The sequence below is a fragment of the Serinicoccus profundi genome (assembly GCF_008001015.1).
Classification (GTDB): domain Bacteria; phylum Actinomycetota; class Actinomycetes; order Actinomycetales; family Dermatophilaceae; genus Ornithinicoccus; species Ornithinicoccus profundi.
On the sequence record NZ_CP042862.1, the window covers coordinates 968,713 to 993,541 of the forward strand.

Annotated in this window: 23 protein-coding genes and 1 pseudogene; 14 read left to right on the plus strand and 10 right to left on the minus strand. The window is 74.3% G+C overall.

Features of this window, described 5'->3' with window-relative positions; translation table 11 throughout:
* Position 1: 1 nt before the first annotated feature.
* Complete coding sequence (locus tag FA582_RS17495; RefSeq protein WP_081480622.1) at positions 2-295, minus strand: cupredoxin domain-containing protein; 294 nt, start codon at positions 293-295, stop codon at positions 2-4.
* 17 nt (positions 296-312) lie between these two features.
* Here FA582_RS17495 and FA582_RS04550 point away from each other — a divergent pair, with 17 nt between their 5' ends.
* Both FA582_RS04550 and FA582_RS04555 read left to right on the plus strand, forming a co-directional pair.
* The gene (locus FA582_RS04550; protein WP_010148803.1) at positions 313-1,338 is read left to right on the plus strand and encodes an LLM class F420-dependent oxidoreductase; all 1,026 of its coding nucleotides are present in this window, start codon (positions 313-315) and stop codon (positions 1,336-1,338) included.
* A 42-nt stretch (positions 1,339-1,380) separates the two neighbouring features.
* Positions 1,381-2,538 (plus strand): acyl-CoA dehydrogenase family protein, encoded by a 1,158-nt coding sequence (locus tag FA582_RS04555; protein WP_010148802.1) that lies wholly within the window; start codon positions 1,381-1,383, stop codon positions 2,536-2,538.
* Positions 2,539-2,555: 17 nt separating this feature from the next.
* Here FA582_RS04555 and FA582_RS04560 read toward each other — a convergent pair whose 3' ends face one another.
* Both FA582_RS04560 and FA582_RS04565 read right to left on the minus strand, forming a co-directional pair.
* Complete coding sequence (locus FA582_RS04560) at positions 2,556-4,346, minus strand: serine/threonine-protein kinase (RefSeq protein WP_238705473.1); 1,791 nt, start codon at positions 4,344-4,346, stop codon at positions 2,556-2,558.
* Positions 4,347-4,384: 38 nt separating this feature from the next.
* Complete coding sequence (locus FA582_RS04565; protein WP_010148798.1) at positions 4,385-5,626, minus strand: LCP family protein; 1,242 nt, start codon at positions 5,624-5,626, stop codon at positions 4,385-4,387.
* 106 nt (positions 5,627-5,732) lie between these two features.
* On the opposite strand from FA582_RS04565, the gene FA582_RS04570 reads away from it, so the two are divergent.
* The gene (locus FA582_RS04570) at positions 5,733-6,695 is read left to right on the plus strand and encodes a glycosyltransferase (protein WP_010148797.1); all 963 of its coding nucleotides are present in this window, start codon (positions 5,733-5,735) and stop codon (positions 6,693-6,695) included.
* 2 nt (positions 6,696-6,697) lie between these two features.
* Here FA582_RS04570 and FA582_RS04575 read toward each other — a convergent pair whose 3' ends face one another.
* From FA582_RS04575 to FA582_RS04585, 3 genes are read right to left on the minus strand one after another with little or no spacing between them, the layout of a single operon-like run.
* Positions 6,698-7,366, minus strand: coding sequence for a 3-oxoacid CoA-transferase subunit B (locus tag FA582_RS04575; RefSeq protein WP_010148796.1), 669 nt, complete (start codon positions 7,364-7,366; stop codon positions 6,698-6,700).
* 3 nt (positions 7,367-7,369) lie between these two features.
* On the minus strand, positions 7,370-8,182 hold the full coding sequence (locus FA582_RS04580) for a CoA transferase subunit A (protein ID WP_010148794.1): 813 nt from the start codon (positions 8,180-8,182) through the stop codon (positions 7,370-7,372).
* Between the two features lie 25 nt (positions 8,183-8,207).
* The gene (locus FA582_RS04585; RefSeq protein WP_010148793.1) at positions 8,208-8,945 is read right to left on the minus strand and encodes a TIGR03089 family protein; all 738 of its coding nucleotides are present in this window, start codon (positions 8,943-8,945) and stop codon (positions 8,208-8,210) included.
* 60 nt (positions 8,946-9,005) lie between these two features.
* On the opposite strand from FA582_RS04585, the gene FA582_RS04590 reads away from it, so the two are divergent.
* Entirely contained in the window at positions 9,006-9,941 is a 936-nt protein-coding gene (locus tag FA582_RS04590) for a DNA-3-methyladenine glycosylase family protein (protein ID WP_010148792.1), read from the plus strand.
* Here FA582_RS04590 and FA582_RS17000 read toward each other — a convergent pair.
* From FA582_RS17000 to cofD, 3 genes and pseudogenes are all read right to left on the minus strand, one after another.
* Entirely contained in the window at positions 9,919-10,413 is a 495-nt protein-coding gene (locus FA582_RS17000; RefSeq protein ID WP_238705483.1) for a hypothetical protein, read from the minus strand. The genes FA582_RS04590 and FA582_RS17000 overlap by 23 nt on opposite strands.
* A gap of 1 nt (position 10,414) precedes the next feature.
* A pseudogene (locus tag FA582_RS17005) lies at positions 10,415-10,987 on the minus strand (coenzyme F420-0:L-glutamate ligase); the annotation flags it as partial.
* Positions 10,987-11,976, minus strand: coding sequence for a 2-phospho-L-lactate transferase (gene cofD / locus FA582_RS04600; protein WP_010148790.1), 990 nt, complete (start codon positions 11,974-11,976; stop codon positions 10,987-10,989). The pseudogene FA582_RS17005 and the gene cofD, both read right to left, overlap by 1 nt.
* Positions 11,977-12,134: 158 nt before the next feature.
* On the opposite strand from cofD, the gene FA582_RS04605 reads away from it, so the two are divergent.
* The 3 genes from FA582_RS04605 to FA582_RS16330 are packed head-to-tail and all read left to right on the plus strand — an operon-like array spanning position 12,135 to position 17,307.
* Positions 12,135-12,404 carry a WhiB family transcriptional regulator gene (locus tag FA582_RS04605; protein ID WP_029541604.1) on the plus strand — a complete coding sequence of 90 codons (270 nt, stop codon included), beginning with the start codon at positions 12,135-12,137 and terminating at the stop codon, positions 12,402-12,404.
* 53 nt (positions 12,405-12,457) lie between these two features.
* Positions 12,458-15,655: a glycosyltransferase gene (locus FA582_RS04610; protein WP_010148788.1), complete on the plus strand. Its 3,198-nt coding sequence runs from the start codon at positions 12,458-12,460 to the stop codon at positions 15,653-15,655.
* Positions 15,652-17,307 carry a DUF5719 family protein gene (locus FA582_RS16330; RefSeq protein ID WP_010148786.1) on the plus strand — a complete coding sequence of 552 codons (1,656 nt, stop codon included), beginning with the start codon at positions 15,652-15,654 and terminating at the stop codon, positions 17,305-17,307. The genes FA582_RS04610 and FA582_RS16330 overlap by 4 nt, the downstream gene beginning before the upstream one ends.
* Before the next feature lie 10 nt (positions 17,308-17,317).
* Here FA582_RS16330 and FA582_RS04620 read toward each other — a convergent pair whose 3' ends face one another.
* Positions 17,318-17,704 (minus strand): metallopeptidase family protein, encoded by a 387-nt coding sequence (locus tag FA582_RS04620; protein ID WP_010148785.1) that lies wholly within the window; start codon positions 17,702-17,704, stop codon positions 17,318-17,320.
* A gap of 82 nt (positions 17,705-17,786) precedes the next feature.
* Here FA582_RS04620 and FA582_RS04625 point away from each other — a divergent pair, with 82 nt between their 5' ends.
* The 7 genes from FA582_RS04625 to FA582_RS04655 are packed head-to-tail and all read left to right on the plus strand — an operon-like array spanning position 17,787 to position 24,829.
* A complete protein-coding gene (locus FA582_RS04625) occupies positions 17,787-18,158 on the plus strand; it encodes a DUF3499 domain-containing protein (protein WP_010148784.1) in 372 nt (123 codons plus the stop codon).
* A 28-nt stretch (positions 18,159-18,186) separates the two neighbouring features.
* Entirely contained in the window at positions 18,187-19,593 is a 1,407-nt protein-coding gene (locus FA582_RS04630; protein WP_010148783.1) for a phosphohexomutase domain-containing protein, read from the plus strand.
* A gap of 1 nt (position 19,594) precedes the next feature.
* Positions 19,595-19,810, plus strand: coding sequence for a Trm112 family protein (locus FA582_RS04635; RefSeq protein ID WP_010148782.1), 216 nt, complete (start codon positions 19,595-19,597; stop codon positions 19,808-19,810).
* A gap of 15 nt (positions 19,811-19,825) precedes the next feature.
* A complete protein-coding gene (locus FA582_RS04640) occupies positions 19,826-21,118 on the plus strand; it encodes an SIS domain-containing protein (RefSeq protein WP_010148781.1) in 1,293 nt (430 codons plus the stop codon).
* Between the two features lie 56 nt (positions 21,119-21,174).
* Positions 21,175-22,113, plus strand: coding sequence for a tryptophan 2,3-dioxygenase (locus FA582_RS04645; RefSeq protein ID WP_010148780.1), 939 nt, complete (start codon positions 21,175-21,177; stop codon positions 22,111-22,113).
* Entirely contained in the window at positions 22,106-23,344 is a 1,239-nt protein-coding gene (locus FA582_RS04650) for a kynureninase (protein WP_010148779.1), read from the plus strand. Before FA582_RS04645 ends, FA582_RS04650 begins: the two co-directional genes overlap by 8 nt.
* Positions 23,345-23,398: 54 nt before the next feature.
* Complete coding sequence (locus FA582_RS04655) at positions 23,399-24,829, plus strand: mycothione reductase (protein ID WP_033229297.1); 1,431 nt, start codon at positions 23,399-23,401, stop codon at positions 24,827-24,829.

The window sequence follows — 24,829 nt, forward strand, 5'->3', positions numbered from 1 at the left end:
CTCAGCCGACGACGAGGGTGTCGACCATGTTGGGGTGCGGCTCGCAGAAGAAGGAGTACTCGCCCGGCTCGTCGGGCACGGTGAAGGTGGCCTCGGAGTTGGCCTCGATCGAGACGTCGAAGACCGCCTCCTCGTCCGAGGTCACCGTGTGGGCGACCGCGTCGGTGTTGACCACGGTCACCTCTCCCCGCCGCCGGCGCAGCCGGCGAGCAGGAGGGCGCACACGAGGAGCGCGGGGGTGATCTGTCTCATGCCGGCTATTCGTCGCCGAAGGGCTCCGCAGATGTCGCCGCACCGGGTTAGGTTGTGGCCATGCAGTTCGGACTCTTCGTGCCCCAGGGCTGGCGGATGGACCTCGTCGGCATCGCCCCCGAGCATCAGTGGGGCATCATGCTCGACCTCGCCCGACGGGCGGACGACGAGGAGGGCTGGTCCTCGCTGTGGGTCTACGACCACATGCACACCGTGCCTGACCCCAGCACCGAGGCGTGCCACGAGGCGTGGACGCTCATGGCCGCGCTGGCGGCGACGACCGGGCGCATCCGGCTCGGCCAGATGTGCACCTGCATGAGCTACCGCGAGCCGACCTACCTCGCCAAGGTCGCCGCGACCGTCGACGTCATCTCCGGCGGCCGGGTCGACATGGGGATCGGCGCCGGGTGGTACGAGCACGAGTGGCGCGCCTACGGCTACGGCTTCCCCGGGGCGGGGGAGCGGCTGGCGCGGCTGCGTGAGGGGGTGGAGATCTTCCGGCAGATGTGGACGACGGGGTCGGCCACGCTGGTCGGCGAGCACTACCAGGTGGACGGCGCGCTGTGCCACCCCCGACCGTTGCAGGGAAGCACCGAGGGGTTCGGGGGCAGCCCGCGCAACGGCATACCCATGTGGGTCGCCGGTGGCGGGGAGCGCAAGACGCTGCGGATCGCGGCGGAGTATGCCGACGCCACCAACTTCGACGGCACGCCGGAGGGCTTCGCGCACAAGTCGGCCGTCCTGGCCGAGCACTGCGCCGACGTGGGGCGCGACCTGGACGAGATCGTCCGCAGCGCCAACTACAACGTCGTCATCGGCCGCGACGAGGCCGAGGTGGAGGAGCGGCTGGCCGCGGTGCGGGAGCGCTACCTCCAGGCGGGGCTTTCCCCGGAGCGGGCGCAGGAGCAGGCCGACAGCCTGCGGACCCAGCCTGCGGTCGGGACACCCGAGCAGATCGTCGAGACGCTGCAGGGCATGGAGGCGCTGGGCATGACCTACGCCATCACCTACTTCGCCGAGGCGGCCTACGACACCAGCGGCATCGAGCTCTTCGAGAGCGAGGTCATCCCCGCGCTGCAGGGCTGACGTGCACGTCAGGCACCCGACGTCGGCGGGTACGCTGCCCCCATGAGCGACTTCGACCTGTTCCGGATCAACGAGGATCACGAGGCGCTGCGCGAGGCCGTACGCGAGGTCGCGGACGAGCAGATCGCGCCGCACGCCGCATCCGTCGATGAGGAGGGCAGGTTCCCCGACGAGGCCCTCAAGGCCCTCGTCGCGACCGACTTCCACGCCCCCCACATCGCGGAGGACTACGACGGCGTGGGCGCCGACGCGCTGGCCACCTGCATCGTCATCGAGGAGGTCGCGCGCGCCTGCGCGAGCAGCTCGCTCATTCCGGCCGTCAACAAGCTCGGCACGATGCCGCTCATCCTCGCCGCGAGCGAGGACCTCAAGTCCCGCTACCTCCCCGCGGTCGCCTCGGGGGCGGCGATGTTCTCCTACGGCCTCTCCGAGGCCGGGGCGGGGTCGGACACCGCCGGCATGACCTGCAAGGCGGTCGCGCACGGCGACGAGTTCGTGCTCAACGGCCAGAAGTCGTGGATCACCAACGCCGGCGTCAGCGAGTACTACACCGTCATGGCGGTCACCGACCCCGACGGCCCGCGCGGGCGCAACGTCAGCGCCTTCGTCGTCGAGAAGGACGACGAGGGGTTCACCTTCGGCGCCCCGGAGAAGAAGCTCGGCATCAAGGGCAGCCCCACCCGCGAGCTGCACTTCGACAACTGCCGGATCCCGGCCGACCGGATGATCGGTGGCCCGGGCGAGGGCCTCAAGATCGCGCTGCGCACCCTCGACCACACGCGGGTCACCATCGGCGCGCAGGCCGTCGGCATCGCCCAGGGAGCCCTGGACTTCGCGCTCGGCTACGTCAAGGAGCGGCGTCAGTTCGGCCAGGCCGTCGCCGACTTCCAGGGGGTGCAGTTCATGATCGCCGACATGGGGATGAAGCTCGAGGCCGCCCGGCAGATGGTGTATGTCGCCGCCGCCAAGTCCGAGCGGGGTGACGCCGACCTGCCGTTCTTCGGGGCGGCGGCCAAGTGCTTCGCCTCGGACGTGGCCATGGAGGTGACGACCGACGCCGTGCAGCTGCTCGGTGGATACGGCTACACGAAGGACTTCCCGGTGGAGCGGATGATGCGCGACGCCAAGATCACCCAGATCTACGAGGGTACCAACCAGATCCAGCGCGTCGTCATGGCGCGGCAGCTGCTCAAGGGCTGAGCACCGGGCCGTTCACGTCAGCGACCGTCGTCGTCGTTCCCGTTGCCGTTGTTGCGGTTGCCGTTGTTGCCCTCGGTGCCGTTGCCCTCGGTGCCGTTCCCGTTGCCCTGACCACCGTCGTCGTCGGTGGTTCCCTCGTCGGTGGTGTCGTCGTCGGTGCTGCTCTCCTCCGGAGCGCTGTCCTGGGGAGCGTCATCGGCGCCGCTGTCGGTCGATCCGCCCGACCTGCTCCGCTCCACCGCGTCGCGCAGCGAGATCCGCGCCGTGCCGTCCTCTCGGCCGATGCCCAGGGTCTCGTCCTGCACGATGACGATGGAGCCGTAGGTGTAGGTCACCACCGAGCTCACCCGCGCGGTGCCGTCCTCCATCTCCTGCGCGTCCACGTCCGCGACGGAGATGCTGTCGAGACCGTCCGCGATGTCGGAGGCGATGAAGGCCGTGGGTGTGGTCAGCTCCTGCGCAGCGGCCAGGCCCTCGGTGTCCAGCGTCGTGTAGAAGGCCTGGGCGAGGTCCTGCGCCTCCTGGGCGCTCACCGGGGTTCCCGGCGCCTCTGAGGTCGGACCGGGGTCGCTCGCGGGTCCGTCACCGGAACCGCCGCCGTCCAGGCCGGTGGCGATGCTCCACACCAGCCAGCCGAGCAGCAGCGCCAGCGGGACGGCGAGCAGCCAGCCCAGCCACATGCTGCGGCGCGGGGCCGCCTGCTGGGGGCCGGTGCGGTGCGGGGCGGCGGGGGCGTGCTGGCCCTGGCCGCGCCCGTCCCGCTGGGGGCCGGCGGCGAGCCCGGAGGTCCGTGGCCCGGGCTCGGCCTGGCGCGGGAAGGACCTCGTCGGGTCGGCCTGGGGCACGGCCTGGGTGTGGTCGCCTGCAGCGCCGGCGGCGGCCCACCCCCCGGCAGCTGCTCCTGCCGCACCCGCTGCCGTGGCGCTGCGCCCGGCCGGGCTCGTGCCTGCGGCGACAGCGCCGAGCTCCTCGGCGGCTCGCGCGGCGCTCCAGCGGGATGAGGGGTCCGGATCGAGCATGCCCTGCAGGGCGGAGGTCAGCTCGCCGGCGTGCTGCGGTGGACGGGGGTCCTCCCGCGCGATCGTGTGCAGTTGGGCGACGGCGTTGGGCCGCTCGTCGAAGGGTCGACGCCCCTCGACCGCGGCGTAGAGCGTCGCGCCCAGCGCCCAGACGTCCGAGGCGGTGCTCGGGTCCTCTCCGCGGGCGAGCTCGGGGGAGAAGTAGGCGGCCGTGCCCGAGACGAAGCCGGTCCGGGTGAGCTGGGGGTCCTCGTCGGCCCGGGCGATGCCGAAGTCGGTGAGCTTGGCGTCGTGCCCCTCGCCACCGGTGAGCAGCACGTTGGCCGGCTTGACGTCACGGTGCAGGATGCCGGCCCGGTGGGCGGCGGCGAGCGCGGTGGCCATCTGGGCACCGATGGCGGCGACCTGGGTCGGTGGGAGTCGGCGACCGTCGGCGATGAGCTCGGCGAGCGAGGGGCCCTCGATGAACTCCATGACGATCCAGGGCGAGCCCTCGTGCTCGAAGGCGTCGTAGACGCGCACGACGTGCTGGTGGGCCAGGGTGGCGCTGGTGCGGGCCTCCCGGAAGCCGCGGCTCAGGAGGATCTCGGTGTCGGTCTCGCCACCGACGCGCTTGAGTGCGACCTGTCTGCCGAGGTTCTCATCGGTCGCCAGCCAGACGTGTCCGCCGCCACCCCGGCCGAGGGTGCGGACGATGCGGTAGCGGTCGGCGACCAGGGTGGGGTCCTGGTCGGCCGGCGCCGGGGCCGTGGTCTCGGCGTCGTGCTCTGCGTCGTGCGGGTCCGCCATGGTCACCTCCGATCAGCGCAAGGGTAGCCCGAACGGGCTCACGGTTCGACGGTGATGGCCTGGTCCTGCCGCAGCGCGGTGAAGAGCTGGCCGGCGCGCTCCTCGTCCCAGAGCACGGCACTCCCGACCTCGGTGGGGTAGTTGGGGTTTGCGACGGGGACGGTCACCGAGTTGCCGTTACCGCCGGCGACCTGGCGCATCGCCCAGGCCATCCGGCCGGCCTCGAGCATCGAGGTGTCGTCCCCGAGGCTGATGGCCGAACCCGTGGCCGTGCCCACCTCGTGCAGCCGCCACGGGACCAGGGCGGTCGACGGGGTGAGGGTCTTGTCCACGAGCGCGGAGAGGAACTCCCGCTGCCGCTCCACCCGGCCGATGTCGCCGCGCGGGTCGCTGTAACGCATCCGGACGTAGCCCAGCGCCTGCTCCCCGGCGAGCTCCTGGCAGCCCGCGGGCAGGTCGATGTGGGCCTTGTCGTCCACGATCGGCGCCTCCAGGCACATCTCCACGCCACCGACCCCGTTGACGACATCGACGAAGCCGCCGAAGCCGATCTCCATGTAGCCGTCCACGGGCAGCCCGGTGGCGCGCTCGACGGTGTCGACGAGCTGCTCGGGGCCGCCGTTGGCATGGGCGGAGTTCAGCTTGTTCCAGCCGGCGTCCCGGATCTCGACGTAGCTGTCGCGCGGCAGGCTGACCAGGGTCGGCTCGCCGAAGGTCGGCACGTGCAGGAGCATGACGGTGTCGGCGCGGTGCCCCTCGGTGAAGCCGGTGCCGAACTCCCCGCGCTGCTCCTCCGAGAGCTGCTCCCGGCTGTCGGTGCCGACGAGCAGGTAGTTCTCGCCCTGGGCCGCTGCGGGCCGGTCCGCCACGTCGGGGGTCGCGTCGAGCCGGTTGACGCTGCCCCACACGAGGGAGACCACGACGATCATCGTCACGAGGTAGGCGACGAGCGCGAGGGCCAGCAGCGCCATCACCCGGCGGACCCCGTAGCGGGGGCGTCGACGCCCGCGACCCCGGTCACGCGGGGGTGCGGCATACCGTTCCCCGCGGTCGTCATACCGGTCCTGGTCCTCGTCGTACCGCCGGTGGTCCTCGTCGTACTGCCGGTGGTCCTCGTCGTACTGCCGGTGGTCCTCGTAGGCCCGGTGCTGGGAATCCTCGTCGCGTCGGCCGCGGGGCGGCAGCGGGATCCGCTCGGTGGCGTCGGGGTCGTGGCGGTGGCCCTCGCGCGGGGTTCGCGGCATCGGGCGGGTCCAGTCGTCCTGCGGATGGTCGGGCACGGGACGCAAGACTACGTGCTCGACCTTGCGCCGGGCTGGGAGTGCCGCGCCGCCGCGCGCGTCCGGTGCGGGGTAGCCTCGCGAGGTGAGTTCAGCGTCGCGGCCCGTGTCCCTGCCCCCCGTGTCGGTGATCATGACCGTCCTGGAGGAGGAGCAACACCTCCCGCACGCCGTGCGCTCGGTGCTGGCCCAGGACTACCCGGGGGTGCTGGAGGTCGTCGTCGCCGTCGGGCCGAGCCGCGACCGGACCCGGGAGGTCGCCGACGGGCTCGCGGCGGCGGATCCGCGGATCCGGGTCGTGGACAACCCCTCGGGCCGCACCCCCGACGGCCTCAACGCCGCCCTTGCCGCGACCAGCCACGAGGTCGTCGTGCGGATGGACGGCCACGGGGAGCTGAGCGAGGGCTACATCCGTCGCGCGGTCGAGATCCTGGAGGAGACCGGCGCGGCCAACGTCGGGGGCATCATGCTCGCCGAGGGGGTCGGCACCCTGCAGGAGACGGTCGCCCTGGCGATGCGCTCGCCGCTCGGGATGGGCAGTGAGCGCTTCCATGTCGGTGGGGAGGCCGGGCCGGCCGACACCGTCTTCCTCGGGGTCTTCCGCCGCGAGTGGCTGCACCGCGTGGGCGGCTACGACCCGACCTTCACCCGCGCGCAGGACTGGGAGATGAACCACCGGATCCGCCAGGCGGGGGGCACGGTGTGGTTCACCCCGGAGCTCACCGTCACCTACCGCCCCCGGTCCAGCTTCGGTGACCTGGCGCGTCAGTTCTACGGCAGCGGGCAGTGGCGCCGACAGGTCGTCCGGCACCATCCCGACTCGGTCAACGCGCGCTACCTGGCGCCGCCGGTGACCCTCGTCCTGGTCGCCGCGGGCGCGGTCGGTGGGCTGGCGTGGCGTCCGCTGTGGCTGCTGCCCGCGGGGTATGCCGCCGCCGTGACCCTCGGCGGGGCCTGGATCTCCCGCCACCACGGGAGGGCCGTCATGGCGCGCATGCCGGCGGTCCTGGCGACGATGCACCTCACGTGGGGGGCCGGCTTCCTGCGCGGCCCCCGTCGCCGGGGCTGAGCTCAGGCCGCGGGGGTGGGCTCCGGGGTGGGCTCGTCCAGGGCGATCCGCAGCTCGGGCTCGGTCTTCTCGACGACCTCCTCGACGGTGACACCCGGCGCGAGCTCGCGCAGCACGAGCCCCTCGGGCGTGACGTCGATGACCGCGAGGTCGGTGATGATGCGCTGCACGACCTTGAGGCCGGTGAGGGGCAGGTCGCACTCGGAGACGATCTTGGCCGAGCCGTCCTTGGCGACGTGGTCCATGAGCACGACGACCTTCTTGGCGCCGAGGACGAGGTCCATCGCCCCACCCATGCCCTTGACCATCTTGCCGGGGATCATCCAGTTGGCGATGTCGCCGGCGGCCGAGACCTGCATGGCGCCGAGGATGGCGGCGTCGACCTTGCCGCCCCGGATCATCCCGAAGCTCGTCGCCGAGTCGAAGAAGCTCGCGCCGGGACGGACCGTGACGGTCTCCTTGCCGGCGTTGATGAGGTCGGGCACCTCCTCACCCTCGTAGGGGTAGGGGCCGACGCCGAGGATGCCGTTCTCGGACTGCAGGACGAGCTCGACGTCGTCGGGCACGTAGTTGGGGACCAGGGTCGGCATACCGATGCCGAGGTTGACGTAGTCGCCGTCGTGCAGCTCGGCGGCGGCGCGTGCGGCCATCTCCTCGCGGGTGAGCGCCATCGGTCAGGCCTCCTGGGTCTGGTCGGTGGGGGTCGGGGTCTGCCCGGGGCGCGGGCGGGTGGTGCGCTTCTCGATCTTCTTGTCGGTGGCCTGCTCGGGGGTGAGCGCCAGGACACGCTGGACGTAGATGCCGGGGAGGTGCACGTCGTCCGGGTCGATCTCGCCGGGCTCGACGAGCTCCTCCACCTCGGCGACGGCGATCTGGGCCGACATGGCGCACAGCGGGTTGAAGTTGCGCGCGGACTGGTTGAAGACGAGATTGCCGTGCCGATCGCCCTTGGCGGCCCGGACCAGGGCGAAGTCGGCGAAGATGGCGTGCTCGAGGACGTAGTCGCGGGCGTGTCCGCGCACCTCGAACTCACGGGTCTCCTTGGCGGGCGACTCCTTGACGACGTTGCCCTCGCTGTCGTACAGCCACGGCATACCCCCTTCGGACACCTGCGAGCCGACCCCGGTCGGGGTGAAGAAGGCGGGGATCCCGGCGCCACCCGCGCGCAGCTTCTCCGCGAGGGTGCCCTGCGGGGTGAGCTCGACCTCCAGCTCGCCGGAGAGGTACTGCCGGGCGAACTCCTTGTTCTCCCCGACGTAGGAGGCGATGACCCGGCGGATGCGACCCTCCGCGAGGAGAAGCCCCAGCCCGGCGCCGTCGACGCCGCAGTTGTTGGAGGCGACCTCGAGATCCTTCGTGCCCTGCTCGAGCGCCTGGTGGATGAGCACGGTGGGGATGCCGGAGAGCCCGAAACCACCCACGGCGACGGTCATGCCGTCGGTGAGCCCCTCGAGCGCCTCCACGGCGGAAGCGACGACCTTGTCCATGGCGGCGAGGCTACCCGGCGCCCGGTCAGCCCCCGAAGGCGGTCCGATCCTGCGGGAGGTGGTCCACGCCCTCGGAGCCCCACCGGGGATCCTGCGCGTCGGGGACGGTGCCGTGGACCAGCACCGCCGAGGCGTCGTGGAACAGCACCTGGAGGACCTGGCGGACGAAGCGGCCCGGGTCGGTGGTGGCGAGCAGGGCCCGGGACCCGGACGGGAGGTCCGGGAGCCCGTCGACCAGCTCGGCGTAGGCCACCCGCTCGCCGCCGCTGACGAGGGCGGTGTCCTGCTCCTCGGCCTCGTCCCACGGGGTGAAGTCGTCGGCGTAGCTGGCCAGCTCGGCGGCCTCGTCCATGACGCCCGAGCGCAGCTCGCCGGAGTAGCGACGGGCCAGTGCGGGCAGGGTGACCGCCACGACCTCGTCGGAGTCCTCCGCGACCGGGCTGTCCGGGTCGGCGGTGACCAGGACGTCCGCCCCCTCGTGGGCGTCCACGGTGAGCGTGGCACCCACGGACCACACCGCCAGCGCCCAGTAGGCGAGCCTCCAGTGCGGCGCGGGGAGGTCGACGAGGACCACGGAGCCGGGCTGGACGTCCAGCCCCTCCTGGAGCGCGTTGGAGGCCTTGGCGACCCAGGTGCGCAGGACCTTGCGGGAGATCTCGATGCGCTCCCCGGTGCCGTCGGGTCGGTCGTCGTAGTAGGTGAGAGCCGGGCGGGTGGCGTCGGCGGCCACGGCCCGCGCCAGGATCTCGTGAGGCGCATGCACGCACCCACGCTAACGGGTGCCCTTGCGTCCGCGGCAACCAGAACGGCAGGGTTGCGGGTTGTGGACACCGCCCGACACCGCGTATGGCGCCCGGTCACCCCCCTCGACATCGGGGCGACCTGGGGCACGCTGCGTCGTGGGGCGGGCGACCCCGCGTGGACCGTGGCCGGGGGAGCGCTCTGGCGTGGCGTGCGCACCCCGGCGGGCCCGGCCACCCTCCGGCTGCCCCGCCGCACCCCGGACGCACCGGTCGCGGCGCAGGCCTGGGGGGCCGGTGCGGACTGGCTGCTGGAGCGCCTGCCCCGGATGCTGGGGGAGGAGGACGACACCCGGGGCTTCACCCCGGTGCACGAACCGGTGGCGCGGGCCCTGCGCCTGCACCCTGGCTGGCGGGTGCCCCGGACGGGTCTGGTCCTGGAGGCGCTGGTGCCGGCCGTCATCGAGCAGAAGGTCACCGGCCAGGAGGCGTTCTCCGGGTGGCGTCGGATGGTGCTGCGCTTCGGCGAGCCCGCCCCGGGCCCCGGCTCGGGGCTGGGGCTGCGTGTCCCCCCGTCGGCCGAGACGCTGGTGGGTGTCCCCTCGTGGGAGTGGCTGCGCGCCGGGGTCAGCCCGCAGCGGGCCGACACCGTGCTCCGCGTGGTCCGGGTCGCCGCCCGGATGGAGGAGTGCACGAGCCTGACCCACGCCGCCGCCCGCGCCCGGCTCACCGCCATACCCGGCGTGGGGGTGTGGACCGCCGCCGAGACCGCGCAGCGGGCCCTCGGAGACCCGGACGCCGTGTCCTTCGGCGACTACCACGTCGCCGCCAACATCGGGTGGGCGCTCACGGGGCGTCCCGTCGACGACCGTGCCCTGGTGGGGGTGCTGGAGCCCTACGTAGGCCAGCGCTACCGCGTGCAGCGGCTGCTCGAGCTGTCCGGGGCCATGCGTCCGCGGCGTGGTCCGCGGATGGCCCCGCGGACGCACCTGCCGATCAGCCGCCCGCGCGGTCGGTGACGACGCGGACGCGGGCCGGGAGGTCCTCCGCGCTCAGCGCCACCTCGAGCCGCGCCGCGACGCGGCCGGCGAGCACCGGGTCGGCCGCGTGCACCGTGAGGCCCTCCTCGACGGAGCCACCGACCCGTGCCCCGGGGTGGCCCAGGAGCGCGAGGTCCGTGGCTCGCCGCACGCGGCGTTCCTCGGGCTCGGGGACGACGGAGGGCAGGCCCACGGACCGGGCCGCCTCGCTGCCCGGTGGGGCGCCGAGAGCAGCGCGGACCGCCTCGCGGTGACCGAGGGCGAACCAGTCGCCCGGGCCGGTACGCACCAACGAGCGGGCGCCGCCGCCGTCCTCGTGCGTGACGACGTGCGCGAGCCCCCGCACCAGGGCCGCGCCGATCCCGCTCGCCTTGCCCTTGACGAGGTCGGCGGCCGGCGAGCTCGTCGGCGACCGCGCGGCTCGTGACGGCCAGCGGCCGCCCGTCGACATCGGTCGTGCCCCGCAGATCCTCCAGCACGTCGAGGCCGTGGGCCCCGAGCGCGATGTCGGTCTGCCCCTCGCGCCACGGCCGCCCGGCGGTGTCGCTGAGGAGCAGCCCGAAGCGTGGACGGGCGGCCGGGTCGAGCGAGGCGTGGTGCGCCATCAGTTCCTCGTGCAGGGTCTTCGCGGCGGCGTCCGGGTCGCGCGGCAGCACGAGGAGCGCGTCGGTGGCGCCGGTGTTGCTGGCATCGACCCCCGCAGCGGCCAGGACCGGGCCGGCGGCCGACTCGACCACCTGGGTCAGACCGGCGGGCGTGAGGCGCTCGGCCACGACCCGCACCGTGTGCTCACGCACCACCTGCTCGCGGTCGACGGGGGGTTCGTGACGCAGCCCGAGCGCCTTGGACACCAGCTTGCTCGACACCACGACGACGTCCCCCGTCCGCACCCCGCCCCAGCGGGAGGCGGCGGTGACGAGCGCGTCCGCCAGGTCCAGCCCTGCGGTGACCTCGGGCATGCCGGTGAGCGGGAGCAGCTTGACCTCCCCGACCTCCCCGACCTCGTCGATCTCGCCGGGCGCCATCACCGCTGCCCGGCCGGCGCGGCGGCGAGGTCGCGGCCGAACTCCAGCGCTGCGCCGGCCAGGCGCGCGGCACCCGCCTGGTCGCGCATGAGCAGGTCGAGGGAGCGGACCTCGAGGCTCGTCGGGTAGGCCGCGTCGGCGTCCGCGTCGTCGACGAGCCATCCGTCGAGGAAGTCGGCATAGAGGCCCGCCACCCCGGCCGCGCTCACCTCCACCCCGAGGGGCTGCAGGCACGCGTCGGCGTGACCGCGGACGGGTCGCCCGCCGAGCAGGGGGCTGACCCCCACCACGGGGGCCCGGGTTCCGCGCAGCGCCTCCCGGACACCGGGGACCCCCAGGATGATCCCGATGGAGACCACCGGGTTGCTCGGGGGCAGCAGCACGAGGTCGGCCGAGCGGATCGCGTCGAGGACCCCGGGGGCGGCGCTGGCCTGCGCGAGCCCGGCGACGGTGAAGCGACGGGCCGGGACCGCCGCCCGGTGCCGCACCCACCACTCCTGGAAGTGGATGGCACGCTCGCTCTCCCCGTCGTCGACGACGACGTGGGTCTCGATGGGGGCGTCGGTCGCGGGGAGCAGGCGCACCCCGCGCTCCGGCAGGCCCCAGCGCTGCGCGAGGGACGCGGTCACCTCGCTCAGCGTGCGACCCTGCGCCAACCACCTCGTCCGGGCCAGGTGGGTGGCCAGGTCCTGGTCGCCCAGCGTGAACCAGTCCGGCCCGACGCCGAGGGTCCGCAGCTCCTCGGAGACGCGGGTGGACTCCCCGGCGCGACCCCACCCCTGGGCCTCGTCGACCGACCCGCCGAGGGTGTAGAGCAGGGTGTCGAGGTCCGGGCATACCCGCAGGCCGACGAGGGTGATGTCGTCGCCCGTGTTGCCCACGACGGTGACCGCAGGGGGCCCCGCGGAGCCGTCGGCGGTGAGCGCGTCGAGGAGGCCGCGGGTGAACCGCGCACCCCCGACGCCGCCGGCCAGAACGGTGATCTGCATGCCGACATTGTGGGCGGCCCGACAGCTCCTAGCAGATCCGGGGTTGACTAGAGCGGATGACACGCGTGTAATTCAGGTGTTGCGATCTTGCACCGGAGCACCTTCGGCGGCGAGGACGTGGCCGGCGCGAGGTGTAGGCGAGAGGTCGAGGAGGAGCCATGCACGAGCTGGAACTAATGTCGATGATGCACGCGATCGACGAGACGGAGGAGATGTCCTGGCAGGAGCGGGCGCTGTGCGCGCAGACCGATCCTGAGGCGTTCTTCCCGGAGAAGGGCGGATCCACCCGCGAGGCCAAGAAGGTCTGCGTCGGGTGCGAGGTCCGCTCGGAGTGCCTGGAGTATGCCCTGTCCAACGACGAGCGCTTCGGGATCTGGGGCGGCCTGTCCGAGCGCGAGCGGCGCAAGCTCAAGAAGCGCGCGGTCTGAGCGCGCGGCGCTCGCCCACCGCTGGGTCCCACCAGCGTCCACCGGCCCCTGCCATGTCGACGAGCCCTGCACCCCCTGCCGATCCACCCCGTTCCGGACGCGCCGCGGTCGACGACGTCACGGTCGTCCTCCTGTGGTCCCCCGGCCCTCTCCCCGACCTCGACGAGGACGGGGCCGGCGAGGACGAGCACGTCCAGTGCCTGCGGGCGGTCGCGGGCCAACGGCGGCCGGCACGACGGGTGCTGCTCCTGCACCCCGATCCGGGGGGTGAGCACGGGCGGGAGCTGAGCGGCCTCGCCCTCGAGCTCGGTCTGGACCTCACCCTGCTCGCGCTCGACGGCACCGACCGCGCAGCGCAGGTGGCGTCCGCGCTCGCCGCGCTCTCCGGCTCGCCGGGCCACTGGGTCTGGTTCCTCACCCCCGACGCCGTCCCGGAGCCGGGGGCGCTGTCCGCGCTCGTGGGTGCTGCCCGCCGCAGCAGCAGGGTCGGGGTCGTCGGGCCCAAGCTCGTCCGCCTGGACCAGCCCCGTCTGCTGCGCTCGATGGGACACCACCTCACCCCCGCCGGTCGCGTCGTGGACCCGACGACCATGGCCCTCGTCGACCAGGGCCAGCTGGACCTGCGGCAGGACGTGCTCGGCGTGCCGCTCAGCGGATCGCTCGTCGACGTCACCCTGCTGACCCGGATCGGTGGGCTGGACCCCGCCTTCGCGGCCGATGGGGTGGACGGGCTGGACCTGGGCTGGCGCAGCCACCTGGCCGGCCACCGGGTGGTCGTCGCCCCCGACGCCGTGGTGCGCCTCGGCGACGCCGGGCTCGGGGTCGAGGAGACCCTGCGCACCCGTGCGCGGACCCGTCAGCTCGCCCTGGCCCGCGGGCCGTGGTGGGCCGCTCCCGGGAGAGCGCTCGGCGTGCTGCTCACCAGTCTGGTCGCCGCGGCCCTGCTCCTGCTCGTGAAGCGTCCCGCGGAGGCCGCGGGGGAGTGGGCCGACGTCCGCGCCGTCCTGCGCCCCGCGCGGGGCTGGGCGGCCCGGCGGAGGTTCCGTCGGGCGCGGACGGTCGCGCCGCGTGACCTGTCCGGGCTGCACGAACCCCGCGCGGCGGGGTGGCGCGCCACACTCGACACGGTCGGCGACGCGCTGGACCCCCGCGCCCGCCGGTCCCGTGCCCAGGTACGGCGTGGCGCGGCGGTCGGGGCCACCGAGAGCGGACCGGTGTCCGAGGAGTTCGACGACCTCGGGGGAGAGCGACGAGCCGGGCGCTGGTGGAGCTGGCCCCTGGTCGCCGCCTGCGTCGTGGCCCTCGGCCTCACCGGATGGTGGACGCTCGGCCTCTGGGCGGGGCTGGACCCGGCCGGAGCGGGATGGTCCGGGGGCGAGCTCGGGGTCGGGGTGAGCGATGCCGCGGGCCTGTGGTCCTCTGCCGTCGAGGGGTGGCGTGGAGGGGGACTCGGGCACGCCGACGCCCCGCAGACCTGGCTCGTCCAGCTCGCCGTCGGGGCCGGTGCGCTCGGACTCCTCCCGGGTGCCGGGCGCGACACCGCCGGTGTCGCCCTGGCCTGGATGCTGGCGCTGGGCCCCACCCTCAGCGTCGTCACGGCCTATCTCGGGCTGCGGCGGGCCACGGAACGCCGGTGGGTGCGTGCCGCACTCGCCCTCGGATGGGGCGTGGCCTCACCCCTGACGGTGGCCCTCGGGCAGGGCCGGGTCGGCCCGGTCGTGGTGCACGTGCTCGCGCCCCTGCTCGTCGCGGGGCTGGTCGTCCTCGCCCACCGGGACCGCGGGGTGCGCCGGGCCGCTGCGGCCTTCGCCTGCGTCCTCGGCCTCGCCGTGGCCGCCCCGTGGGTGCCCTCCCTGCTCGTGCTCGGCACGGTGGCCGGCCTGCTGGTCGTGCTGCTGGGCCGCGGCGCAGCGCGGTGGCGGGGCGCCACGGTGGCCGTGCTGCCCTGGCTGCTCATGGTGCCGTGGTGGGGTGCGATCGCCACGCAGCCGCTCCGGCTGCTCGGGGGGGCCGGGGCCACCTCCGCCGTGGTCGAGCTGCCCGCGGCCGCGCCGCTGTGGCAGCTGCTGCTCCTGCACCCGACCGGGGTGGACGGTCTTGGTCTGGCGGCGGTGCCGTTGTGGCTCGTCCTCCCGTGGTGGGTGGCGGCGCTCGTGGGGGTGTTCCGACGTGGAGCACCCGGCCGGCGTGCCGCGACCCTGCTCCTCGTGGCGCTGGTCTGCCTCCTCGCCGCACAGGTGGCCGCCCGCACCTCCCTCGGCGTCCTGCCGGAGGGGCACCCGGAGGAGGGACTGCTGGTGACGATGTGGCCGGGTCCACTCCTCTCCCTCGCAGGCGCCGCGCTCCTGCTGGGCGCGGCCGTGAGCCTGGACGGTCTCGTGCGGCGCTCGCGCCCGGGTCGCGGCCGGGTGCTCTCGCGGGTGGCCGTCCTCGGGGTCCTCGCCGCCCCCCTCGCCCTGGCCGGATCGGCGCCGTGGACCACCGACCGGACGGCGCTGGAGGTCGCGGCCGAGCCGCTCCCGGCGGTAGCGGTCGAGCAGGCTCACGGACCGGCAGCCCTGCGCACCCTCGTCCTCCGCCCGCGCGGGGAGGGGCTGCTCGTCGACCTCCGGGGGGCGGAGGCCGAGCCGAGGAGGATCCTGCGTGACCGCACGATCGAGCTCGCGGCGGCCCGGCCGACCCCCCAGCAGACCCGCGTGGAGCGCACCGTCCTGTCGCTCGTCGGGGGCGCCCCGGCGGACCAGGCGCAGCGCGAGCTGCTCGACCTCGGCGTCGGTTACGTCCTGCTCGACGCCGACGAGAGTCATCCCGCTGTGAGCGACCTCGACCGGGTCTCGGGGCTCACCCGGGTCTCCAGCCCGCCGGGGTCGGTGCTGTGGCGCATGGTCGACGGCGACCCGGCGCGCAGCCGCGTCGTGGACGCGGAGGGCAGGAGCGTGATGACGCTGCCGGCCGACGGGCCGCACGGAGCCGCCTCAGGGGTCGTCGACGTCCCCGAGGGTGGAGCCCTCGCCGTGGCGGAGGGAGCAGAGTGGGCGGAGGTCGCCCGGGTCGAGGTGGACGGTGCGCCGGTCCCCGTGGAGGACCCCGGCCGCATCGCGCTGCCGGAGGGCCGGCATACGGTCGAGGTGGCGCAGGCGACCCCCGGGCTGCCGTGGCAGGTCCTCGCCCTGGCGCTCGCCGGGATCGTCGGCTTCCTCGCCCTCCCGGTCGGACGCTCCGAGGACGAGCCGCAGGAGGAGCAGCGATGAGCGTGTCAGAGCCCGGTCGTTCCACCCGCCGCTGGCTCCCGACGGCCCTGGGAGGCGCGGCCGTGGCCGCCCTCGTCTGGACGTCCACCCTGCCCGGCGCCTGGGGCCCCGGGAGCAGCGGCGGCCAGGAGGACGCGTCCGGGCCGGCCGGGACCTCCGCAGGAGAGGGGCAGGCCCCGGCCTTCGTCGAGGACGCAGCACTCGCGTGCGCCGGGGTCGAGGGCCTGACCGGGCAGGCGTCCGCCGCCGTGGCGCCGCAGGAGCTGGTGTCCGCGACCGGCGACGGCGAGGGCCGGCTGCGGGTGCTCTCCGGGGGATCCGTGGCCGACCAGGTGTCCCTCCCGTCCGCCGGGGCCGCCACGGCGGCCCTCGACGCAGGAGGGTCGGCGCTGATCACGGCGACCGGCAGCGCGGTGCCGGGTCTGGTCGCCGGGCAGCTCCTCGTCGGCACGGGAGGGGGCGCAGACCCTGCGTCCCCGACGGGGGACGAGCAGGAGGCGGCACCGACCCCCGCGGCCCGGGGCCTCGCGCTGTCCGGCTGTGTCGAGCCGGGGGAGGAGCACTGGCTGCTGGCCGGGGGAGCCGCCCCGGGACGCACGGAGACCCTGGTGCTCACCAACCCCAGGGCCGACCCGGTCCGGGTCGACCTCGAGCTCCGCGGGCAGGACGGGCCGGCCGAGGTCACCGGTGGCGCCGGGCTGGTGGTGCCTCCTGACGACCAGCTGGCGGTGCCGGTCGACGCCCTCGCCGCGGGGGTCGAGGCGCCCGCTCTGGGCGTGAGCGCCGAGGGCGGTCCGGTGGCGGCACAGCTCGTCGAGACCGTCAGGGACGGCACGACCGACCTGGGGCTGAGCATCTCCTCACCGTCCGCCGCGCCGGCCCGTGACCTCGTCGTCCCGGCGGTTCCGGGCGACGTGGAGCGGCAGGACCTCGTGCTGCGCGTGCTCGCCCCCGACGGGCCCGCCGTGGTCGAGCTGGTCGCGCTGACCGAGGCCGGCGCGGCGACCCCTGAGGCCGCCGCGGTGCGGGTGGAGGCCGGGTCCACCACCGACGTCCCGCTCGAGGGGCTGCCCGAAGGGCCCGTGGGGCTGCGCCTGCGCTCGGACGCCCCGGTCACCGCCTCCCTCCAGGTGCGGGTGGCGCCCTCCGGCGACGATCCTATCGAGGCGGACGCCGCCGCGAGCACGGACGCCGCCGCGAGCACGGACGACGCGGCGTCGTCGTCCGCGCCGCCGTCGGAGGACGGCACCACCGTGGTGCGACCGGCCGGTGACCTCACCTGGCTGCCCTCCACCGCCCTGAGCGCGCAGCCCGTCGGCGCCGCCGTGCCCGCCGCCGAGGTGCCCGACGCGCGCTGGGAGCTCTCCCTGACGGTCCTCGACGCGACGACCGCGCAGGTGCTCCTGCTGTCGGAGGACGCCGGGGTCAGCACCCGGACTGTCGAGCTCGCCCACGACTCCAGCACGGTGCTCGACCTGCCGCAGGGCACGGCCGCGGTCTGGGTGCGACCGGCGGAGGTCGACCTGCCCCCCGTGTCGGCAGCCCTGCACGTGACCGGGCAGGACGAGCTGGGTCCCTACCGCGCCGCGACGACGCTGCGGCCGGTGCCGTGGACCAGGGCGGTCGCCGACGTCAGCAGCGTCATCCCCTGACCCGTCCGGCTCAGAGGAGGTCCTCCGGGTCGCGGCCGAGCATGCGGGCGACCTGCTCGACGACGACCTCGGTGACCAGCGCCGCGAGCTCGGCCTCGTCGCGGGCCCGATGCTCCACGGGGCGGCGGTAGACCACCAGCCGGGCGGGCATCCCTCGCTCGGCGGGGAACAACCGGCCGAGCGCGACCCCGTGCTCCCACGGAGCAGGGTCCGAGGGCGGCACGTCCTCGACCGCGAGCTCCAGCCCCAGCTCGGCGTCCAGCCGCCGCTCCAGCGACTCCGCGGCGTCGAGGACGAGCTCGTCGAAGCGGTCCCGACGGGTGCTCATCGCCGGGATGCGGGGGCGGGCCAGGGGCCCGCGCAGCCCGTGCCCGCGACGGTCGCGGCGTGTGCTCATGCCCAGCGACCCTAGAGCACCCGGGACGCCGGCCCGGGGTGGCACCGCAGGATCGTGGGTGGGGGCGCCTAGAGTGTCAGGCGTGACCCTCACTCGCCAGTGCTCGAAGACGGCGTGCGTCCGCCCCGCCACGTCGACGCTCACCTACGTCTACGCGGAGCAGACCGCCGTGCTGGGGCCGTTGGCGACCTATGCCGAGCCCCACAGCTACGACCTGTGCGAGGTGCACGCCACCCGGCTGACGGCACCGCGGGGCTGGGACGTCGTGCGTCTGGAGCTGCCCGAGGGCGAGCCGCGCCCGCCGGTCGACGACCTGGCCGCGCTGGCCGACGCCGTGCGCGAGCACCGCGGCACCATCGTGCGCGTCGATCACGCCGCCGACACCGAGCGTGAGGGCGCCACGGTCACCGAGATCGCCCGTCGAGGTCACCTCCGGGTGCTGCGCGACCGCTGACCGCAGATCGGGGGAGCGAGCAGTGAGCATGCGGGTCGCCGATGTCGTCACCGCCTACGACATCCGCGGTCGATCACCCGGCGCGCTGAGCCCGGACGTCGCCCGGGCGCTCGGCTCGGCCTTCGCCCAGGTCGTCGTCCTCCCCGAGGGCGGCAGCGGCGTGGTCGTCGGCCGGGACATGCGCGCGACGTCCCCGGCACTCGCGGACGCCTTCGTCGAGGGCGTGAGGTCCCACGGGGTCGGGGTCACCCTGCTCGGCCTGTGCTCGACCGACGCGCTCTACTACGCCAGCGGCGCGCGGGCGGAGCCGGGCGCCATGGTCACCGCCAGCCACAACCCGGCCGGGGACAACGGCATCAAGCTGTGCCGCAGCGGGGCGCGGCCGGTCGGTCGGGACTCCGGCCTGGGCGAGATCCGCGACCTGGCGCAGTGGATCCTCGACCGCGGCGCCCTGCATACCTCCCCGGCCACGACGCCCGGGGAGGTCCGCGAGGTGGACCTCCTCGACGACTACGCCGCCCACCTGCACTCCCTCGTCGACCTCGGCGGGATCCGCCCCCTGCACGTCGTCGTGGACTCCGGCAACGGCATGGCCGGGCACACCGTGCCCGCCGTCCTGACCGGCGACCTGCCGCTGCGCCTCGACCAGCTCTACGCCGAGCTCGACGGCACCTTCCCGCACCACGACGCCAACCCCTCGGACCCGGCCAACCTCCGCGACCTCCAGGGCGCCGTCGTCTCCGCGGGTGCCGACCTGGGCCTGGCCTTCGACGGTGACGCCGACCGGGTCGTCGTCGTCGACGAGCGCGGCGCCGTCGTGCCGGCCAGCGCCCTGGCGGCGCTCATCGCCACCCGGGAGCTCGCCCGCGAGCGCTCCCTGGGCAGGTCGTCCGCGCGACCCACGGTCGTCCACGGCTCGATCGTCTCGCGCAGCGTGCTCGAGGTGGTGGAGGAGATGGGGGGCCGGTTGGTGCGCTCGCCGGTCGGCCACTCCTTCGTCAAGGCGGCCATGGCCGAGCACGGTGCCGTCTTCGGGGCCGAGCACTCGGCGCACTACTACTTCCGCGACTTCTGGTATGCCGACAGCGGCCTGCTCGCGGCGATGCACGTCCTCGCCGAGCTCGGTCGGCAGGACGCCCCCCTGTCGCACCTGCTCGCGCCGTTCGCCCGCTACGCCGCCTCAGGGGAGATCAACAGCTCGGTGGGGGACACCGGTGCCGCCGTCGAGCGGGTGCGCCGCTGGGGACAGGAGCGGCAGGCGCGCGAGGTCGAGGGCGACGGCCTGGTCCTCCTGGCCGAGGACCCCTACTGGTGCGTGTCCCTGCGGTCGAGCCACACCGAGCCGCTGCTGCGGCTCAATGTCGAGGCCCGCGACGGTGAGACGATGGCGCAGGTCCGGGACGCCGTCCTGGACCTCGTGAGACAGGAGGCCTGAGATGGCACGACCGGAGTACGACCCCTGGGTGCGCAGCATCCTGCGCTGCCCGGCCAGCGGTCATGAGCTGCTCGACGTGATCGATGGGGCCGGCAGCCCGGCGCTGCAGTGCGCCGAGGACTGCGGGGGCGAGGGCCGGCGTCGGCGATATCCCTGGCGCGACGGCATACCCGTGCTCCTGGTCGACGACGCCGATGTCGTCACCGTCGCCGACTGACACCGCGGAGGTCACGTGCCCTACATCGACGAAGCACTGCTGGACGATCCCGACGAGCTCGCCCGCAAGGACTCCCGCGAGACCCTGCGCGCCCTGGCCAGCGCCGGCGCGCAGGTCCGGGAGGCGATGACCCTCGCCGAGGAGGCGGGGATCGACCGGCTCGCCAGCACCGACCGCCCCCGGTCGGTCCTGGTGGCCGCCATCGGCGGCACCTCGATCGTCGCCGACGTGCTCGAGCTGCTCGCCGAGCCCGGCTCACCGGTCCCGGTCCAGGCCCGGCGCAACCTTCCGCTCCCGGGGTGGGTGGGGCCTCTGGACCTCGTCGTCGCCGTGTCCCTGTCGGGCCGCGCGCCTGGCCCCCTCGCCGTGGCCGCCGAGGCGGCGCGCCGCGGCGCCATGCTGCTCACCGTCGGGGCTGACGACTCGCCGTTGGCCGAGGTATGCCGTCGCGCCCGAGGGGTGCACGTCGGCGTCGGGACCGGCGGGCGGACGAGCTCGCGCACCGCGCTGTGGACCCTGCTGACCCCGGTCCTCATCGGGGCCGACCGCCTCGGTCTGCTCGAAGCCTCCACCGACATGATCGCCGGCGTGGCCGACCGGTTGGACACCCGCGCCGGGCAGTTCCGCCCCTCCTCCGACGCCTTCGTCAACCCCGCCAAGGTGCTGGCGGTGCAGCTCGCGGAGACGGTCCCGGTCGTCCTCGGCGACGGTCCGCTCGGCGGGGTCGCTGCGGGCAGGGCGGCCTCGATGCTGGCCCGGACGGCACGGATCCCCGCCACCTTCGGCGAGCTGCCCGACGCGGCGAGCGGCATCGTGGCCTGCTTCGACGGCCCCTACACCCCGATCGGTGGGCGGCGGCCGGGGACCTACGACGACGCCCGGATCCGGCTCGGCGACATCGACACCTCGCGCTGGGAGCCGCACCACTTCGCCGAGCCGGAGGGCGAGCTCATGGAGCGGCCCACCGGGCCGGGCGGGGGAGCCCGCCAGGACGACATCTTCGCCGACCCCTACCTCGACGGCCCGGCGCCGCCCCGGTTGGGGCTGCTCATGCTCAGGGACGCTCCCGTGGAGCCGCCGTCGCCGACCTCGGTCCAGGCCGAGGCGCTGACCGACGCCGTGCTCACCACGGCACGGGAGGCGGGCGTGCGGGTCATGGAGGTCCAGGCCGAGAGCGGCCCGCCGATCGTCCGGCTCGCCGACCACCTCGTCGCCGTCGACTTCGCCGCGACCTACCTCGCGATCGGCCTCGGGCTGGACCCCTCGGTGTCCCCGCACGTGGCCGACCTGCGGGACCGCACGCGCTGAGCCTCCGGACGGGGGCGCAGGGCACGTCCACACGCCTGGGTGGTTGACTCGCTCCTGTGAGCAGTGACAGCGACGCCCCCGCTCCCGAGGCCGACCCGGTCGCGCGGCATACCCGCTCCCGACGCCACCTCGAGGACGACATCGAGCGCGACTTCGGCGAGAACCTCTCCTACGGCGCCTACCTCGACCTGCCCACCCTGCTCTCGGCGCAGCACCCGCGCTCGACCCCCGCTCAGCACGATGAGCTGCTGTTCATCATCCAGCACCAGACCACCGAGCTGTGGCTCAAGCTCGTCATCCACGAGCTGACCAGCGCCCGGGCCCTGCTCGCCGCCGACGACCACCGGCAGGCGCTCAAGCGGATCGCCCGGGTCAAGCACATCCAGGCCTCGATGACCGAGCAGTGGTCGGTCCTGGCGACCCTCACCCCGAGCGAGTACGCCCGGTTCCGCGCCTACCTGGCGACCGGCTCGGGCTTCCAGAGCTCGCAGTACCGCGCGGTGGAGTTCATGCTCGGCAACAAGAACGCCGCCATGCTGCCGGTCTTCGCGCACGATCCGCAGGTGCACGACGAGCTGTCCCGGTTGCTGCACGAGCCCAGCCTGTATGACGAGGTGCTGGCCTGGCTGGCGCGGCGCGGCCACGCGGTCCCCGAGGAGGTGCTGGGGCGCGACCTCTCCCAGCCCTACACCGCGCACCCCGGCGTCGTCGACGTCTTCTCCCGCATCTACGCCGACCCCGAGCAGCACTGGGCGGAGTACGAGACCGCCGAGGAGCTGGTCGACCTCGAGGACAACTTCCAGGTCTGGCGCTTCCGGCACCTCAAGACGGTCGAGCGCATCATCGGCAGCAAGCGGGGCACCGGCGGCTCCAGCGGCGTGCCGTTCCTGCGCCGCGCGCTGGAGCTGACCTTCTTCCCCGAGCTCTACGACGTGCGCTCGGCGATCCAGGACCTCGCCCCGCAGGGCTACCACGGAGGTGAGGGCCGTGGCTGAACCGGCCGAGCTGCAGCACGCCCGACAGCTGGACGCCCAGGACCCCCTGGCCGCGTTCGCCACGCGCTTCGAGCGGGCCGAGGGGGTCGTGGCGTACTTCGACGGCAACTCGCTGGGCCGACCGGTGGCCGGGGCGGCCCGGGCGATGGAGCGCTTCGTCCGCGAGGAGTGGGGCACGCGGCTCATCCGCGCCTGGGACGAGGGCTGGATGAGCTGGCCCGAGCAGGTCGGGGACCTCGTGGGGCAGGCCGCTCTCGGCGCGGCGCCCGGACAGACGGTCGTGGCGGACTCGACCACGGTGCTGCTCTACAAGACGCTGCGCGCCCTCGTGGACCATCAGCTGGCGCTCGACCCCGCCCGGGTCGAGCTCGTGCTCGACACCGACAACTTCCCGACCGATCGCTACGTCGCCGAGGGCATCGCGGCCGAGCGGGGGCTCACGCTGCGCTGGATCGACGCCGACCCGGCCTCCGGCGTCACCCCGGAGCAGGTGGAGGCCGTCGTCGGGGAGCGGACCGGGGTGGTCCTCATCTCGCACGTCGCCTACCGCTCCGGCTTCGTGGCGGACGCGCCCGGGATCACCCGGGTCGTCCACGACGCGGGTGCGCTGGTCCTGTGGGACACCTGCCACAGTGCCGGGTCGGTACCGGTGCTGGCCGACGCGTGGGGCTGGGACGCCGCCGTGGGCTGCGACTACAAGTACCTCAACGGCGGTCCGGGGGCGCCCGCGCACGTCTACCTCGCGCGGCGCCACCACGACCTGGCGACCCTCCGTCAGCCGGTCCAGGGGTGGATGGGCCGGCGGGACCCCTTCCTCATGGAGCAGGGCTACCAGCCCGCCGCGGGGATCCGATCCTTCGTCAGCGGCACCCCGCCCATCGTCGGGATGATCCCCGTCCGTCTCGGCGCGCAGCTGCTCGCCGAGGCGGGCATCGAGGCGGTCCGGCGCAAGTCGCTGCTGCTCACCGATCTCGCCTGGTCGATCGTGGACTCCTGGCCGCGCGACCTCGGGGTGGTCGTGGCCAGCCCGCACGAGCACGAGCGGCGCGGCGGTCACCTCACCCTGCGCCACCCGGGGTTCCAGGACGCTTACCCCCGGCTGTGGCGGCGCGGGGTCATCCCCGACTTCCGCTCACCGGACGGTCTGCGGCTCGGGCTGTCGCCGCTGTCGACGACCTTCACGGAGGTGTGGCAGGGGCTCGAGGCGATCCGGGAGGAGCTCGCCGGCTGAGGCGTGGTGCGGGGCGCCCCCGCCCCCGGGCCGGTCCCGATCTACCCTGGCAGGGTGAGCGACACCTCCCACTACGACCTCGTCATCATCGGCACCGGCTCGGGCAACTCGCTGGTCACCCCCGAGCTGGAGGGGCGGCGGATCGCCGTCGTGGAGGACGGTGTCTTCGGCGGCACCTGCCTCAATGTCGGGTGCATCCCCACCAAGATGTTCGTGTATGCCGCGGAGGTCGCCTCGACGATCCGGGACGCCGCGAGGTTCGGGATCGACGCGACGCTGGACCAGGTGCGCTGGGCCGACATCCGGGACCGCATCTTCGGCCGGATCGACCCGATCAGCGACGGCGGCCGCGACTACCGCGTCGAGGGGGAGCACACCGAGGCCTTCCTCGGTCACGCCCGCTTCACCGGCGACCACGACCTTGAGGTCGAGATCACCCGGCCCGGCGGCCACCACGAGCTCGGCTCGGTCCACCGTCTCACCGCCGACCAGATCGTCATCGCGACCGGGGCCCGGCCGCACGTGCCCGAGGTCGTCGTCGACTCCGACGTGCCCTTCCACACGTCCGACACCATCATGCGGCTGCCCGAGCTGCCGACCAGCCTGGTCATCCTCGGCGGCGGCTACATCGCGGCGGAGTTCGCCCACGTCTTCTCCGCGCTCGGCGTGTCCGTGCGGATCGTCACCCGCGGCGACGGCCTGCTGCGGGCGCTGGACGAGGAGGTCTCCCGCGCCTACACCGCCCTCGCCCGCGACCAGTGGGACGTGCACACGGGCGTCGAGGTGGCGTCGGTCGCGCAGGGCCAGGAGGAGGTCGAGCTCAGCCTGACCGACGGCGCGGTGGTCGGCGGGGAGGTCCTGCTCGTGGCGACGGGGCGGGTCCCTCACACCCACGACCTGGGGCTGGAGCACACCGGGGTGCGCACCCACGAGGACGGCCGGGTGGCCGTCGACCGCTTCGGGCGCACCGACGTGGACGGGGTGTGGTCGCTGGGCGACGCGTCCTCCGAGCACCAGCTCAAGCACGTCGCCAACCACGAGGCCCGGGTCGTGGCGCACAACCTGGCGCACCCCGAGGACCTGCGGGCCGTCGACCACCGCTTCGTGCCCTCGGCCGTCTTCACCCACCCCCAGATCGCGACCGTGGGACTCACCGAGGCGCAGGCGCAGGAGCAGGGGTATGCCGTGACGACCAAGGTGCAGCGGTTCGGCGACACGGCCTACGGCTGGGCCATGGAGGACACCACCGGCCTGCTCAAGGCGGTCGGTGACGCGGCGACCGGCCGGCTCCTCGGTGTCCACGCGATGGGCCCGCACGCCAGCACCCTCATCCAGCCGGCCATCCAGGCGCTCAGCCTGGGCCCGGCGATCACCGCGCACGAGCTCGCGCGGGGGCAGTACTGGATCCACCCGGCCCTCTCGGAGGTGCTGGAGAACGCCCTGCTGGGCCTGCGGGTGCCCGAGGACGTCGGGGACGCCACGTAG

Coding starts and splice junctions, on each gene's coding strand:
- FA582_RS04620 (WP_010148785.1), bottom strand. CDS start 17,704: ATGAGCACACGCCGCGACCGTCGCGGGCACGGGCTGCGCGGGCCCCTG.
- FA582_RS04630 (WP_010148783.1), top strand. CDS start 18,187: ATGCGGGTCGCCGATGTCGTCACCGCCTACGACATCCGCGGTCGATCA.
- FA582_RS04635 (WP_010148782.1), top strand. CDS start 19,595: ATGGCACGACCGGAGTACGACCCCTGGGTGCGCAGCATCCTGCGCTGC.
- FA582_RS04610 (WP_010148788.1), top strand. CDS start 12,458: ATGTCGACGAGCCCTGCACCCCCTGCCGATCCACCCCGTTCCGGACGC.
- FA582_RS16330 (WP_010148786.1), top strand. CDS start 15,652: ATGAGCGTGTCAGAGCCCGGTCGTTCCACCCGCCGCTGGCTCCCGACG.
- FA582_RS04575 (WP_010148796.1), bottom strand. CDS start 7,366: ATGGCGCTCACCCGCGAGGAGATGGCCGCACGCGCCGCCGCCGAGCTG.
- FA582_RS04555 (WP_010148802.1), top strand. CDS start 1,381: ATGAGCGACTTCGACCTGTTCCGGATCAACGAGGATCACGAGGCGCTG.
- FA582_RS04580 (WP_010148794.1), bottom strand. CDS start 8,182: ATGGACAAGGTCGTCGCTTCCGCCGTGGAGGCGCTCGAGGGGCTCACC.
- FA582_RS04605 (WP_029541604.1), top strand. CDS start 12,135: ATGCACGAGCTGGAACTAATGTCGATGATGCACGCGATCGACGAGACG.
- cofD (WP_010148790.1), bottom strand. CDS start 11,976: ATGCAGATCACCGTTCTGGCCGGCGGCGTCGGGGGTGCGCGGTTCACC.
- FA582_RS04560 (WP_238705473.1), bottom strand. CDS start 4,346: ATGGCGGACCCGCACGACGCAGAGCACGACGCCGAGACCACGGCCCCG.
- FA582_RS04550 (WP_010148803.1), top strand. CDS start 313: ATGCAGTTCGGACTCTTCGTGCCCCAGGGCTGGCGGATGGACCTCGTC.
- FA582_RS17000 (WP_238705483.1), bottom strand. CDS start 10,413: ATGTCGACGGGCGGCCGCTGGCCGTCACGAGCCGCGCGGTCGCCGACG.